A 13,671-nucleotide genomic window follows, 5' to 3' on the forward strand; every position below is an offset into this window, starting at 1 on the left:
CTCGCGTGGAGCGGGTGACGGGAATCGAACCCGCACTGTCAGCTTGGGAAGCTGATGTTCTGCCATTGAACTACACCCGCAGGCGGCACCACTCTACCTGAAGCCCCCCACCCCCGTGCACTCAGGTGCGCGCGCCACCTCGGCGAGGTGGCGGCATCGGCGGGCGGTTGACCCAGCCACCTCCCCGAACTGGAGTGGATCAAGCACTCACCGGCGCCGGCAGGCGCGAAGTTGCACGTCGGAAACGTATGGGCATTCTCAAATGCATCGATGGGATGTAACGTCTGCCCCACGTTTCCGCACCGGCGTGACACACCCCCTGGCACGCCGTCAGAAAGAGGTGGGCCCATGGGACTCCGTCCCAACCTGCTGACCCGGCGTACCGCCGGTGTCGCGACGTCGACCCTCGCGCTGCTGCTCAGCACCGCCGCCGTCGGCGTCGTCCCCGCTGCTTCGGCCTTCTCGGCCGCCCCGGCCGGCGTCTGCGCCGAGCCTGCTGACGCCCACGCCGACGAGCACGCGAACGCTCGCGTCGCGAAGGGCGGCAGCGCCAAGCTCGACCCCAACCACCTGACCGCCAAGCAGGTCCAGGACCGGGAGGCCGACCTCGCCGCCGCGCAGCGCGAGCGGGCCAACTTCCGGACCGGCGCGGTCACCCCGCTGGCCACCGTGACGATCCCGGTCGTCGTGCACGTCATCCAGGAGAACAGCACCCGGGCCGGCGGCAACATCACCGACTCGATGATCAACCAGCAGATCACCGTGCTGAACCAGTCGTACGCGGGCTCGACCGGCGGCGCCGCCACCGCCTTCGGCTTCCAGCTCACGAAGATCAACCGGGTGACCAACCCGTCGTGGTACCCGATCGTGCAGGGCTCCTCCGCCGAGCGCTCGATGAAGACCTCGCTGCGCGAGGGCGGCAAGAACACGCTGAACATCTACCTCGGCGAGCTGAGCGACAGCCTGCTGGGCTGGGCGACGTTCCCGAAGCGGACGCTGGACAAGATGGACGGCGTGGTCGTGCTCAACGAGTCGCTGCCCGGCGGCACCGCCACCAACTACAACCAGGGTGACACCGGCACCCACGAGGTCGGCCACTGGCTGAACCTCTACCACACCTTCCAGGGCGGCTGCTCCGGCTCGGGCGACAGCGTCTCCGACACCCCGGCCGAGGCGTCCCCGGCGTACCAGTGCCCGACCGGCCGCGACACCTGCTCGACCGCCGGCAAGGACCCGATCACCAACTTCATGGACTACACGTACGACTCCTGCATGTACCAGTTCACCGCCGGCCAGGCGAGCCGCATGCTCACCGCGTGGAACGCCTACCGCGCAGCCTGACCGCCTCGTACCGCGTACCGGTGCCGGCCCTGTCCTCGGACGGGCCGGCACCGCTCGTTTCGGGGTCGAGGTCAGGCGGCCGGGCGGCGGGTGTCGAAGCCGTGCCGGCCGCGCCGGCCCTCCGCGCCCACCGGCTCACGCCGGGCCGGTTCGGCCCCGAGCGGGTCGAGCCACACCCGCACTTGCGGCGGAGCGGCGCCGGGCTGGGCGACAGGGTCGCGCCGGGTCAGCATCGCCGCCTCGACTGTGAACTCGAACAGCCGCCAGTCACCATGTGGCGACGCGCGGGCGATCCGGGCCAGCCGCGTCACGGTGGCCGGGTCGGTCACCGGCAGCGCGCGCCCCGCGACGTACGCCTCGTCGTCGCTCTCCTCGGGCGGGAACGAGTGCAGCGCGTAGCGGCCGTCGCGTTCGAGGTCACGGCGCTTCGGCGAGTCGATGACGAAGCACCATAGGCCGTCGTCGGTGAACACCGGGGAGACCGGGTGGACGCGGGGGCCGCCGTCGGCGCGGACCGTGGCGAGGTAGCCGAAGCCCGGCCCGTACTGCTGCATCAGGAGGCGGATCTCGCCGGCGAGGCGGGGCTCGTCGGCGGCGAATTCGGACCAGGAAGCCATGCGGACATCCTATCGAACACGTGTACGAAGAAGTAGTGCGACACGCAGGTCACCCATACCGGTCGCTATGGTGTTCCGATGCTGCTCTCCGACCGCGACCTGATCTCCGAGATCAAGGCCGGCACGCTCGCGCTGGAGCCCTTCGAGCCCACGCTGGTGCAGCCGTCGAGCATCGACGTACGCCTGGACCGGCTGTTCCGGGTCTTCAACAACCACCTCTACACACACATCGACCCGTCGGTCCAGCAGGACGACCTCACCTCGATGGTGGAGGTGCCCGAGGGCCAGCCATTCGTGCTGCACCCGGGCGAGTTCGTGCTCGCCTCCACGCTTGAGGTGATCTCGCTGGGCGACCAGCTCGCGGGCCGGCTCGAGGGCAAGTCGAGCCTGGGGCGGCTGGGTCTGCTGACCCACTCGACAGCCGGTTTCATCGACCCCGGCTTCTCCGGTCACGTCACGCTGGAGCTGTCGAACGTGGCGAACCTGCCGATCACGCTCTGGCCCGGCATGAAGATCGGCCAGCTCTGCATCTTCCGGCTCTCCTCGCCGGCCGAGCACCCGTACGGCTCGGCCGTCTACGGCTCGCGTTACCAGGGGCAGCGCGGCCCGACGCCGAGCCGGTCCTGGCAGAGCTGGCGCACCTGGCCGACGCGCTGACGCCGCCCGCAGTTGTTAAGAAGGGCCCCCTCCTCTACCGGAGGCGTTAAGAGGGGGCCCTTCCTTACACGCGGCCGTAGCTGTTGATGTCGCCGTCGTCGACCCGCTTCATCGTGATGGGCTTGCCGGACTGGGAGGCGTGCACCACCCAGCCGTCGCCCACGTACATCGCCACGTGGTGCAGGTCGCTGTAGTAGAAGACGAGATCGCCGGCGCGCAGCTCGGCCCGGCTGATGCGCTTCGTCACGCCGTGCTGCTGGCGTGCGCTGTGCGGCAGCGAGACGCCGCCCTTGGCCCAGGCCGCCATGGTGAGGCCCGAGCAGTCGAAGTGGTCCGGGCCGGCGGCGCCCCAGACGTAGATCTTGCCGATCTGGGCGCAGGCGAACTTCACCGCCGCTCCGGCCGGGCCGCCGGGATAGCCGGCCGGGCAGGGCGCCGGGCGCAGCGGGCCGCCGCCGCCCTTGCCGTACACCTTGAGCCGCAGCTTCTCCAGCTTGGCGATCTCGGCGTCGATCTGCTTCTTCTTCGCCGCGAGCTGGGCCTCGGTGCGCGCCAGGCCGGCGATCATCTCGTCCAGCGGCTTCTTCTTCGCCGCCAGCTCGTCGCGCAGCGCGGCGACCGAGCGCACCTGCTCGTGCTGGCGGTGCGCGAACCGGTCGAGCAGCTCCAGGCCGTCGACCAGGTCACTGGGTGAGCGGCTGCCGAGCAGCGCGTTGACCGTGGAGAGGTTGTCGGCCTTGTAGGCGTCGGCGGCGAGGCCGCCCACCTGACCGAGCGCGGCGTCCACCCGCGCCTGGAGGGGTGCGATCTGGCGGCCGAGCGCGTCGGCCTGCTTGCGCCGCGCGGCGAGCTGCTCGCGTACGTCGTTGACCTGCTCGATGACCGGTTCGAGCTTGTTCCAGTCGCGGTCGATCTGGGCCTCGATCTCGGCGACCGAGGGTTCGGCGTGTGCCGCAGTGGCGCCGCCGGTCAGTACGACGGCGGTGCCGACCAGTGCGGCGAGGGCGGTGGTGAAGCGGGACCAGCGGGAACGCGGCGCGGCGCTGGACCGGTCGACCGACCGGTTCGACGACGGCCGCGGGGCATGGAGTGCCACCGGGCGTCCGTACTCCTTCTTCCGTACCGCCTACCGGGTTAGCTGACGGATTCGGGCGGGAAGGGAGCCGCCCTACCGCAGCAGCGCTGCGGATTCACCCCAGGTACCTGGTTCCCCGGCTCGCCCGGAGGCGACTCGGCGGTGTCGGACCGTCACCGACCGGGTTGGACGGTGAGACGTGCGGCCGACGATTCACCAGAGTAGGGACCACCGTTATCGATCCGCAACTTCCAGCGCCGTGACACTCCGTACGCGATCCAGCGCCACACCGCGCACGGAGGTGAAATTTTCTTTCACGACTGATTACTTACTGGAAAGGGATTGACCATCGCGGGTGTGCGGAGTGAGGGTGGAAACGCAGTGACCCCCATCCCTGTCCAGGAGGTTCGATGCACCTCTCCGCCCCGCCGTCGGGCAGACGGATACTGCTCGCCGCCGCCGTGGCCACGGCCACCGCGCTGGCGACCACCGGCCCGGTTACCGCCGCGCCGGACACGTCCGCGCCCGCGAGCGACCGGCAACAACAATACGCCGCCGCCGCGGCCGAGTACGGCGTGCCCCAGAACGTGCTGCTCGGTGTCTCCTATCTGGAGTCCCGCTGGGACACCCACCCGGGTCAGCCCAGCACCAGCGGCGGCTACGGCCCGATGCACCTGACCGACGCCGCGCACATCCTCGCCACGCCGGGCAGCGCCCACGTCGACGAGGACGAGGACCCGCGCGGCGACGACTCCCGGCCGCTGAAGCTCGACCCGGCCACCGCCGCCGCGCCGACGCGGGAGACGCCGCTGCCGAGCGCCTCGCTCCAGACGCTCGACGCGGCCGCCGCGCTCACCGGGCTGGACGCGGGGACGCTGCGCACCGACCCGGCCGCGAACATCCGCGGCGGCGCGGCGCTGCTGTCGTCGTACCAGAAGGCTCTGGGCGGGCCGGTCGGCGCCGGCACCGACCCGGCGGCCTGGTACGCCGCGGTGGCCCGCTACTCCGGCGCGGACACCGCCGACGCGGCGGCGGCCTTCGCCGACGAGGTCTACGACCAGCTCGGCCAGGGCGCCACCCGGACCACCGACGACGGCCAGCGGGTCACGCTCGCCGCCACCGCCGCGAAGCCGGACCGCTCCCGGCTGGCCCGCATCGGCCTGCGCACCGCGCAGCGGCCGGACGGACTGGAGTGCCCGGTCCGGCTGGCCTGCGAGTGGATTCCCGCGCCCTACGAGCAGCTCAGCGACGACCCGGGCGACTACGGCAACCACGACCTGGCTGACCGGCCGAAGCAGCAGAAGATCGAGTACATCGTCATCCACGACACCGAGGGCTACTTCGGCCCGAGCGTCGACCTGGTGAAGCGGGCCGACTACCTGGGCTGGCACTACACGCTGCGCTCGGTGGACGGCTACATCGCCCAGCACATCAAGACCAAGGACGTGGGCTGGCACGCCGGCAACTGGTACGTCAACGCCAAGTCCATCGGCCTGGAGCACGAGGGCTTCGCCGGCCAGGGCACCTGGTACACCGAGGCGATGTACCGCACCTCCGCCAAGCTGGTCCGCCACCTGGCGCTGAAGTTCGGCATCCCGATGGACCGGCAGCACATCATCGGCCACGACAACGTGCCCGGCATCACCGCCGCCAACGTGGGCGGCATGCACTGGGACCCGGGGCCCTACTGGGACTGGTCGCACTACTTCGACCTGATGAAGGCGCCGTTCCGCGGCACCGGCACGGCGAAGACCGGCCTGGTCACCATCGACCCGGACTTCGCCACCAACCGGCCCGCGTTCACCGGTTGCAACCAGCAGCCGCCCGGCGTCCCGACGCCCACCCCGCCGGCGCAGCCGTGCCCCTCGCGCGGCTCCTCCGCGGTGATCCTGCGGACCGCGCCGAGCCCGGACGCCCCGCTCGTCAACGACCTCGGGCTGCGCCCGGACGGCACGCCGGACACCATGTACATCTCCGACCACGGCGCCCGCGCCTCGGCCGGCCAGACGTACGTGCTCGCCGGCCGGCAGGGCGACTGGACCGCGATCTGGTACCTCGGCCAGAAGGCGTGGTTCCACAACCCGACCTCCGCGCCCACCGCCAAGTGGGCCACCGGCTTCGTGGTGACCCCGCGGCCCGGCAAGGCCACCATCCCGGTGTACGGCCGCGCCTACCCGGAGCAGTCCGCCTACCCGGACACCATCCCGTACCAGGCCATCTCTCCGCTGCAGTACACGTTCGCCGCCGGCCAGCGGTACGCGGTCGGCGGGGTGCTGCCCGGCGAGTACTACCGGGCGGTCTCGTTCGACGGTTCCGCACCGGGTGACCGGACCGTGGTACGCGGGAAGAACCAGTACGTGCAGGTCCAGTTCGGCCACCGGATCATGTTCGTGAACCTGGACGACGTGCTGATCCTGCCGTCCCCGGTCGGCGCGCCGCGCTGACCTCTCCCCGAGAACGCGAAGGCCCCCGGTCCGTGCGGACCGGGGGCCTTTCGGTGTGACCGAGGTCAGGTGACCCGGACGAAGCCGGCGAGCGGCTGGGTGTTGATGCTCGACACCTGGACCGGCTTGCCTGTCCGGGGCGCGTGCACCATCACCCCGTTGCCGAGATAGAGCCCGACGTGATGCAGATCGGAGCCGAAGAACACCAGGTCACCCGGGCGCGCCTCGGAACGGGACACCTTGCGGCCCTCGTTCCACTGCGCGCCGGTGAAGTGGGTGAGCGAGATGCCCGCCGCCTTGTACGCGTACTGCGTGAGGCCGGAGCAGTCGAACGCGTTCGGGCCGGTGGCGCCCCACACGTACGGGTCGCCGACCTGGGCGCACGCCGTCGCGATCGCGGTACGCGCGGCGCTGCTCACCACGCCGTCGATCTTCGGGCAGCCCGCCGGGCGGATCGAGGTCACCGGCAGCATCGCGGTGAGCCGCTTGATCTCCGAGTCGATCTGCTTCTTCTTCGCCGCGAGGTCGTTCTGCTGCTTGGTCTCCAGCTCGATCAGCTCGTCGAGCTTCTCCTTCTGCCTGTTGTACTCGTCCCGCACCTTGAGCACACCGGCGATCTGACGGCGCTGGTCGTCGGCGATCCGGTCCAGCATGACCAGCTGCTCGGCCAGCGTGCCCGGCTTGGTGCTCACCAGCAGCGCGCCCAGCTCCTGCGACGGGCCCTGGATGTAGTAGCGGGCCGCGATGTCGCCGACCTTGTTCATGGCGAGCGTGGAGGCCAGCTCCAGCGGCACCATCTTGTCCTTCAGCGCCTTGGACTTCTTCTGGTTGGCGCGAAGCTGCGAGCGGACCTTGTTGAACTGCTCGATGGTGGGTTCGAGCTGCTCCCACTGCTTGTCGATCTGCGCGTCGATCTCGTCCACCGACGGCGCCGCGTGCGCCGGAGCCGTCAGCATCCCGGCGCCGACCGCGGCGGCCGCGACCAGGGTGACCAGACGGCGTGCCATCCGGTGGAACCCGGCACGTCGGCCGGGTGGAGCGCTCGGGGCGTGACGTTGAGGGGGCGTGGTTGCCACCGGCACGGACTCCTTTGCAACCGACCGCCGGGCGCCTCGCGAGAGGGAAGATCGAGGCAGACGACCCACAGCGGTCGGTGCCCCACATTAGGGAAGGCCTCCGGTGGAATCAAGGCGACCGTTTGTTCAATCACGTATCCGCAATCGATTGCACACCAAGGGTATTCATTTCATCTTCCGACGATGGCTGTCAATACGTCGTCGAGCGTCACCACGCCCATCGGCCGCCGTCCGTCGCTGACCAGCACCATGTGGCGGCGTTCGCGGCGCATCGCGAGCAGCAGGTCGGCGAGCGTACGGTCCGGCGGCACCACCGCCAGCGGCCGGTAGACAGCGGCCGGCACGGGGGCCCGGCGACTCGCGCCGGCGTACCCGAGCACGTCCTTCACGTGCACGAAACCGAGCACCCGGCGGGTGGACCGCTGCACCACCGGGAAGCGGGACCGGCCGGTGCGGGTCGCCAGCACCTCCAGCGACGCCGGTGAGACGTCCTCGGCCACTGTGGTGACAGTGGACCACTGTTGCAGCGCGTCCGCCGCCGTACGGCTGTGCAGGGCCAGCGCGCCGGTGATCCGGGCGTGCTCCTCGGCGTCCAGCAACCCCTCGGTACGCGCCTGCGAGACCAGCCCGGCCAGTTCCTCGGCGGTGAACACGGTTTTCACCGCGTCTGTCGCCTCCACCCGCCACCACCGCAGCACCTGCCGGGACGCCCACTTCATCGCCAGCAGCAACGGCTTGGTGACCAGGCAGAACGCCAGCATGGCCGGGCCGAGCCAGAGCGCCGAGGGCTCCGGACCGGCCAGCGTGATGTTCTTCGGCACCATCTCGCCGACCACCGTGTGCAGGAACACCACCACCGCCAGCGCGATGACGAAGGTCACCGGGTGCACCGCCGAGGCGGGCATCCCCAGCGCGGCGAACGGCCCCTCCAGCAGGTGGGCCAGCGCCGGCTCGGCGATCGCGCCGAGGCCGAGCGAACAGACGGTGATGCCGAGCTGCGCTCCGGCGATCATCAGCGGGATCTGGTTCATCGCGGCCAGCGCCCACCGGGCCCGCTTCGACGTCGCCGCAAGCGGTTCGATCACCGTACGGCGGGAGGCGATCAGCGCGAACTCGCTGCCCACGAAGAACGCGTTGCCGAGCAGCAACACCACCGCCACGAGTAGTTCAGGCACCGTCGTCGGGCTCCTCGGGGCGCACCACCCGCACCTGCTCGATCCGGTGCCGGTCGACCTCCACCACCGTGAACTCGTACCCGGCCTCGTCGACCGTCTCGCCCGGCACCGGGATGTGGCCCAGCCGCGCCATCAGGAAGCCGCCCAGCGTCTCGTACGGCCCGTCGGGCAGCCGGAACCCGGTCTGCTCGACCAGTTCGTCGGCGCGCAGCACGCCGTCGGCCAGGACGGTCCGCTCGCCGCCCGGCACGGTGAGCTCCACCGGCCCGGCGTCGTCGACCGCGTCCGGGTCGAACTCGTCGGCGATCTCCCCGACCAGTTCCTCGACCAGGTCCTCCACCGTCACCACGCCGTCGGTGCCGCCGTACTCGTCCACCACGATCGCCAGGTCCGCCCCGGCGGCCTTCAGCGCGGCCAGCACCCCGTTCAGGTTGAGGCTCTCCGGCACGTACACCGGTTCCCGGGCGACCGCGGCCACCGAGGTGACGGCCCGGCGGGCCAGCGGCACCCCCAGCGCGTCGGGCACCCCGGCGACGCCGGTGACCAGGTCGAGCGTCTCCTCGTAGACCGGGAACCGGGTCCGGCCCGTCTGCCGGGAGAGGTCCAGCAGGTCGGCGACGGACGCGGTGGCGCGCAGCGCTGTCACGTCCACCCGGGGCGTCATCGCCTCGGCGGCCCGCTTGTCACCGAAGCGGATCGTGCGCCGCAGCAGCATCGCGGTGTCCGGCGGCAGCGCGCCGGCCCGCGCCGAGATGGCCGCGAGCAGACCCAGCTCCTCCGGGGAGCGGGCGCTGGCCAGCTCCTCCTGCGGCTCCACGCCGAGGCGGCGCACCAGCCGGTTGGCGGACTCGTTCAGCAGCCGGATCAGCCAGCCGAACGTGCGGGAGAACGCGCGCATCGGCGCGGCGGTGGCGAGCGCCGCCGGCATCGGCCGGGCCAGCGCCAGGTTCTTCGGCACCAGCTCGCCGAAGAGCATCGAGATGAGCGTGGCCAGGGCCAGCGCGAGCAGGCCGGAGAAGCGTTCCGCGCCGCCGAGCGGATGCAGCAGCGGGGCGAAGATCCGGGCCAGCGCGGGTTCGGCGAGGTAGCCGGTGAGCAGCGCGGTGAGGGTGATACCGAGTTGCGCGCCGGAGAGCTGGAAGGACAGTTCGCGCAGCGCGCGGCGTACCGTGGCGGCCCGCCCGTCGCCCTCGGCGGCCCGCCTGTCGATCTCCGCCCGGTCCACGGTGACGAGGGCGAACTCGGCCGCGACGAAGAAGGCGTTGCCGGCGGTCAGCAGCACGAAACCGACCAGGGGCAACAGCGTCAGAAGAAGAAGGCCGTCGATGGGCGTGATTGTGGCACGCGAGCGCCGACGGTGGGCCCCCGTGGCGCGCGACGGCGGCGGCACCGCACGGGTGCCGCCGCCGTCGTGGTCCGGCTTCTGCCGGGGTACGCCTCAGCTCGCGCTCGACGCGACCTCCGGCTCGCCGGCCGGGGCCTCCGGCTTGACCGAGCGCAGCAGCACGCTGGCCACGTCGACCACCTCGACCTGCTCGCCCGCGCCCTTGCCGTTCACGCCGTCGTTCAGCATCGTCGAGCAGAACGGGCAGCCGACCGCGATGGTCTTCGCCCCGGTGGACATGGCCTCCTCGACCCGGTCCACGTTGATCCGCTTGCCGATCTTCTCCTCCATCCACATCCGGGCGCCGCCGGCGCCGCAGCAGAAGGAGCGCTCGCTGTTACGCGGCATCTCGGTCAGCTCGCCCTGGATCGAATCGCCGAGCACCTCACGCGGCGCGGCGAAGATCCGGTTGTGGCGGCCCAGGTAGCACGGGTCGTGGTAGGTGACGCCGCCGTCCACCGGCTGCACCGGGGTGAGCTTGCCGGCGCTGACCAGGTGGGCCAGCAACTGGGTGTGGTGCACGACCTCGAACTCGCCGCCGAGCTGGCCGTACTCGTTGCCGAGCGTGTTGAAGCAGTGCGGGCAGGTGGCGACGATCTTGCGCTTGCTCTTCTCCCGGCCCTCGAACGCCTCGTTCAGCGTCTCGACGTTCTGCTGGGCGAGCATCTGGAAGACGAACTCGTTGCCGATGCGGCGGGCCGGGTCACCGGAGCAGGTCTCGCCCTCGCCGAGGATGGCGAAGGAGACGCCCGCCTCGTTGAGCAGCGTGGCGACCGCACGGGTGGTCTTCTTGGCCCGGTCCTCGAACGCGCCGGCGCAGCCGACCCAGAACAGGTACTCGAAGTCGTCGACCTCGCCGACCCGCGGCACCTCGAACCCGAGGCCCTTGGTCCAGTCCTCGCGGGTGTTCTGCGGGGCGCCCCACGGGTTGCCCTTGTTCTCCAGGTTGCGCAGCATGACGCCGGCCTCGGACGGGAAGCTCGACTCGATCAGCACCTGGTAGCGGCGCATGTCGACGATGTGGTCCACGTGCTCGATGTCCACCGGGCACTGCTCGACACACGCGCCACAGGTGGTGCAGGACCAGAGCACGTCCGGGTCGATGACGCCGCCCTCCTCGGCGGTGCCGATCAGCGGCCGCTCGGCCTCGGCCATCGCGAGCACGTCGACGCCGGCCAGCTGCTCCTGCGTCGCCTTCTCCTCACCGGTGAGGTCCTTGCCGCCACCGGCCAGCAGGTACGGCGCCTTGGCGTACGCGTGGTCGCGCAGGCTCAGCACCAGCAGCTTCGGCGACAGCGGCTTGCCGGTGTTCCAGGCCGGGCACTGCGACTGGCAGCGGCCGCACTCGGTGCAGGTGCTGAAGTCGAGCAGGCCCTTCCAGCTGAACTGCTCGACCTGGGCGACGCCGAACTGGTCCTTCTCCGGGTCGGCCTCCTCGAAGTCCAGCGGCTTGCCCTCGCTGGTCATCGGGCGCAGCGGGCCAAGGCCGGAGCCGGCCGGCTTCTCCGGGTCGCGCTTGAAGAAGATGTTCGGGAAGGCCAGGAAGCGGTGCCAGGCCACGCCCATGGTGACGTTCAGCGAGATCACGATGAGCCAGGTCATCGAGATGCAGATCTTGATGAGCGCGGCGACGCTGACGCCGGCCTCCCAGTTCGGGAGGACCGAGCCGATCGCGTGGCTGAGCGGGGCGGCCCAGACCGGGTACTCGAAGTGGTCGGTGGCGACCTTGAAGCCCCGGATCACGAACCCGAAGATCAGGACCAGCAGGACGACCCACTCGACGAAGTAGCCCTGCCACATGCTCGAACCGGTGAACCGGGAGCGGTTCTCCGCGCGGCCCGGCCGGTTGCGCAGGCGGATCGCCATCAGTACCAGGATGCCGACCAGGCCGAGGATGCCGATCCACTCGGTGACCAGGCCGAAGATCGTCCAGTGCCCGATGATCGGCAGCCCGCCGCCGGTCGAGACCACCTCGAAGTAGGCCTCCAGCACCAGCAGCGACAGCACGATGAAGCCGACCATCACGAACCAGTGGGCGGCGCCGACCACGCTCCACTTCAGCATGCGGGTGTGACCTGCGGTCTCCACCAGCATCTTCTTGGTACGCGCGCCCTTGTCGCCGAAGCGCTCCGGCGCGGGCTGACCGAGCCGGATGACGGCGGTCATCTTCATGACCGCGCGCACCGCAAGCCACACCGCGACAGCGGTGATGGCGGCCGCGAGGATCGTGGTGACGATCTGGACGCTGCCCATCGAGTTGGCCTCCCGGTCTGCTGCTTGTCCGTGCAGCCTACGCGCAAGGTTACCCAGCAGTAACGTGAGTCTTCTCGCACCAGGCCACGCCGCCCTGCGCACACCTTAGGTGTAGCGGCGACGAAGCGCCTGGCAGGGGCGGCGTGGCGTGACCTACGACCGGTCGACGGGCGGCCGGCTCAGCGCCAGCGGGAGAGCAGGATCAGCGAGGAGACCATCGCGCCGAAGCCGACAGCGAGGTTCCAGTAACCCCAGGTGGCGACCGGGTACGCCTGCTCGGACAGGTAGTAGAGCACCAGCCAGCCGATGCCGACCACGATCAGCGCGACCGCCGTGACCGGCAGCCAGACCGGGCTAGGCTTGCGCGTCGACGCCGTCGCCGTCGGACGAACGTCCGTGGGCGGGGTGTACACCTTCTTCTTGCGGACCTGAGACTTGGGCACGACGCTCTCCAGAGGGGGGTACGACCTCGTCCGGCCTGACAACCGGGCGCGAGGGCGACGGTCCATGGCCAATAATGTTCGACAGCTAGCGTAGTCCCGACGGACCGTCCAGGCCACGAATGGGGCCAGGCCGGTGCACTCAGTAACCGGAAAGAGCGGACTTTCCGGGTCGATCAGGTCGGTTCGCATCGGCGCGAGCCGGAACGAGACGACGGGAAAGGGAACGCCCGGTGGAGTACACGTCCGGCGCCGCCTCCTGGCAGAAGGTCCTCCGCCGCGCGGCAGCCGCCCTGCTGCCCCGGCGCGCCCGCCAGCGCCGCCCGGGCTGGTCGATCGGCGTACCCCTGATCGCCGCCGCGGCCGGGCTGCTGTTCACCACCACCGCCACCACCGCGGGCGGCACGCCGCTGCGCGAGGACCGCCGGCCCCAGCTCACCCAGCTGATCGAGGACCGCCGGGAGCAGGTGGCGGCGAGCGAGGCGAAGGCCGCCCGGCTCCGCACCGAGGTGGAGGAGCAGACCGCCGCGCTGGCCGGCGCCGACGGGCCGATCAAGACCGAGCGGGACCGGGCCGCCGCGAGCCGGCAGGCCGCCGGGTTCACCGCGCTCACCGGCAGCGGCGTGACGGTCGAGCTGAACGACGCCGACCGCCGGCCCGACCAGCCGCTGCCCAAGGGCGCCAGCAACGACGACCTGGTCGTGCACCAGGGCGACGTCCAGGCGGTGGTCAACGCGCTCTGGGCCGGCGGCGCGGAGGCCATGTCAATCATGAACGTCCGCGTGCTCAGCACCAGCGCGGTACGCTGCGTCGGTAACACCCTGCTGCTGCACGGCCGGGTGTACTCCCCTCCTTTCAAGATCGTGGCAATCGGCGACCCCGCGGAACTCCAGCGGGCGCTCGCCGCCTCTGAGGGAGTGCGGGTGTTCAAGGAAGTGGCTGAGCACTACCAACTCGGCTACGTCGAGCGCGTCTCCACAGTCACCGTGCCGGCGTTCGAGGACTCCACCGCGTTGCAGTCGGCGACGGTGCCCCGGTGAGCGGCGGCGACCCCCGGGACCGCCGCGGCCACGACCGCCAGGAGGAGCCCACCGCGTTCCTCCCCAAGGTCGAGCGCCCGCTGGAGTTCCGCGGGGTCGCCGATTGCCACGATCTTGAAAGGAGGGGAGTACACCCGGCCGTGCAGCAGCAGGGTGTTACCGACGCAGC

12 protein-coding genes, 1 tRNA gene and 1 riboswitch are annotated in these 13,671 nt (G+C 70.8%); of the genes, 4 read left to right on the top strand and 9 right to left on the bottom strand.

The window, feature by feature from the left end; genetic code table 11:
• Nucleotides 1-6: 6 nt before the first annotated feature.
• Nucleotides 7-80, bottom strand: a tRNA-Gly gene (locus tag BAW75_RS10280).
• 268 nt (nucleotides 81-348) lie between these two features.
• Between BAW75_RS10280 and BAW75_RS10285 the strand changes: the two genes are divergently transcribed.
• On the top strand, nucleotides 349-1,341 hold the full coding sequence (locus BAW75_RS10285; protein ID WP_104113413.1) for a zinc metalloprotease: 993 nt from the start codon (nucleotides 349-351) through the stop codon (nucleotides 1,339-1,341).
• A gap of 71 nt (nucleotides 1,342-1,412) precedes the next feature.
• Here the strand turns inward: BAW75_RS10285 and BAW75_RS10290 are convergent, their stop codons facing one another.
• Complete coding sequence (locus BAW75_RS10290; protein ID WP_104113414.1) at nucleotides 1,413-1,958, bottom strand: pyridoxamine 5'-phosphate oxidase family protein; 546 nt, start codon at nucleotides 1,956-1,958, stop codon at nucleotides 1,413-1,415.
• Nucleotides 1,959-2,036: 78 nt separating this feature from the next.
• Between BAW75_RS10290 and dcd the strand changes: the two genes are divergently transcribed.
• Nucleotides 2,037-2,615 (top strand): dCTP deaminase, encoded by a 579-nt coding sequence (gene dcd / locus BAW75_RS10295; RefSeq protein WP_043327610.1) that lies wholly within the window; start codon nucleotides 2,037-2,039, stop codon nucleotides 2,613-2,615.
• A gap of 64 nt (nucleotides 2,616-2,679) precedes the next feature.
• Here dcd and BAW75_RS10300 read toward each other — a convergent pair whose 3' ends face one another.
• On the bottom strand, nucleotides 2,680-3,711 hold the full coding sequence (locus BAW75_RS10300; RefSeq protein WP_104113415.1) for a C40 family peptidase: 1,032 nt from the start codon (nucleotides 3,709-3,711) through the stop codon (nucleotides 2,680-2,682).
• Nucleotides 3,712-3,724: 13 nt separating this feature from the next.
• Nucleotides 3,725-3,862: riboswitch (cyclic di-AMP (ydaO/yuaA leader) on the bottom strand.
• A 238-nt stretch (nucleotides 3,863-4,100) separates the two neighbouring features.
• Between BAW75_RS10300 and BAW75_RS10305 the strand changes: the two genes are divergently transcribed.
• Complete coding sequence (locus tag BAW75_RS10305; protein WP_104113416.1) at nucleotides 4,101-6,134, top strand: N-acetylmuramoyl-L-alanine amidase; 2,034 nt, start codon at nucleotides 4,101-4,103, stop codon at nucleotides 6,132-6,134.
• A gap of 65 nt (nucleotides 6,135-6,199) precedes the next feature.
• On the opposite strand, the gene BAW75_RS10310 is transcribed toward BAW75_RS10305, so the two are convergent.
• From BAW75_RS10310 to BAW75_RS10330, 5 genes are all read right to left on the bottom strand, one after another.
• A complete protein-coding gene (locus BAW75_RS10310; RefSeq protein WP_064448126.1) occupies nucleotides 6,200-7,210 on the bottom strand; it encodes a C40 family peptidase in 1,011 nt (336 codons plus the stop codon).
• Nucleotides 7,211-7,380: 170 nt separating this feature from the next.
• A complete protein-coding gene (locus tag BAW75_RS10315) occupies nucleotides 7,381-8,385 on the bottom strand; it encodes a hemolysin family protein (protein WP_064447992.1) in 1,005 nt (334 codons plus the stop codon).
• Nucleotides 8,378-9,685 (bottom strand): hemolysin family protein, encoded by a 1,308-nt coding sequence (locus BAW75_RS10320; protein WP_104113417.1) that lies wholly within the window; start codon nucleotides 9,683-9,685, stop codon nucleotides 8,378-8,380. Before BAW75_RS10320 ends, BAW75_RS10315 begins: the two co-directional genes overlap by 8 nt.
• 138 nt (nucleotides 9,686-9,823) lie before the next feature.
• Nucleotides 9,824-12,022 (bottom strand): (Fe-S)-binding protein, encoded by a 2,199-nt coding sequence (locus tag BAW75_RS10325; protein WP_104113418.1) that lies wholly within the window; start codon nucleotides 12,020-12,022, stop codon nucleotides 9,824-9,826.
• A 179-nt stretch (nucleotides 12,023-12,201) separates the two neighbouring features.
• Nucleotides 12,202-12,465, bottom strand: coding sequence for a cell division protein CrgA (locus tag BAW75_RS10330; RefSeq protein ID WP_043327616.1), 264 nt, complete (start codon nucleotides 12,463-12,465; stop codon nucleotides 12,202-12,204).
• 230 nt (nucleotides 12,466-12,695) lie between these two features.
• Here BAW75_RS10330 and BAW75_RS10335 point away from each other — a divergent pair, with 230 nt between their 5' ends.
• A complete protein-coding gene (locus BAW75_RS10335) occupies nucleotides 12,696-13,502 on the top strand; it encodes a DUF881 domain-containing protein (RefSeq protein WP_043327617.1) in 807 nt (268 codons plus the stop codon).
• Here BAW75_RS10335 and BAW75_RS33190 read toward each other — a convergent pair.
• Nucleotides 13,421-13,671: DUF881 domain-containing protein (locus BAW75_RS33190; RefSeq protein ID WP_146074826.1), on the bottom strand; the 251-nt coding region annotated here is incomplete at its 5' end. The two genes, BAW75_RS10335 and BAW75_RS33190, sit on opposite strands and share 82 nt — an antisense overlap.

The sequence above is a fragment of the Micromonospora chalcea genome, from assembly GCF_002926165.1.
Lineage (GTDB): Bacteria > Actinomycetota > Actinomycetes > Mycobacteriales > Micromonosporaceae > Micromonospora > Micromonospora chalcea.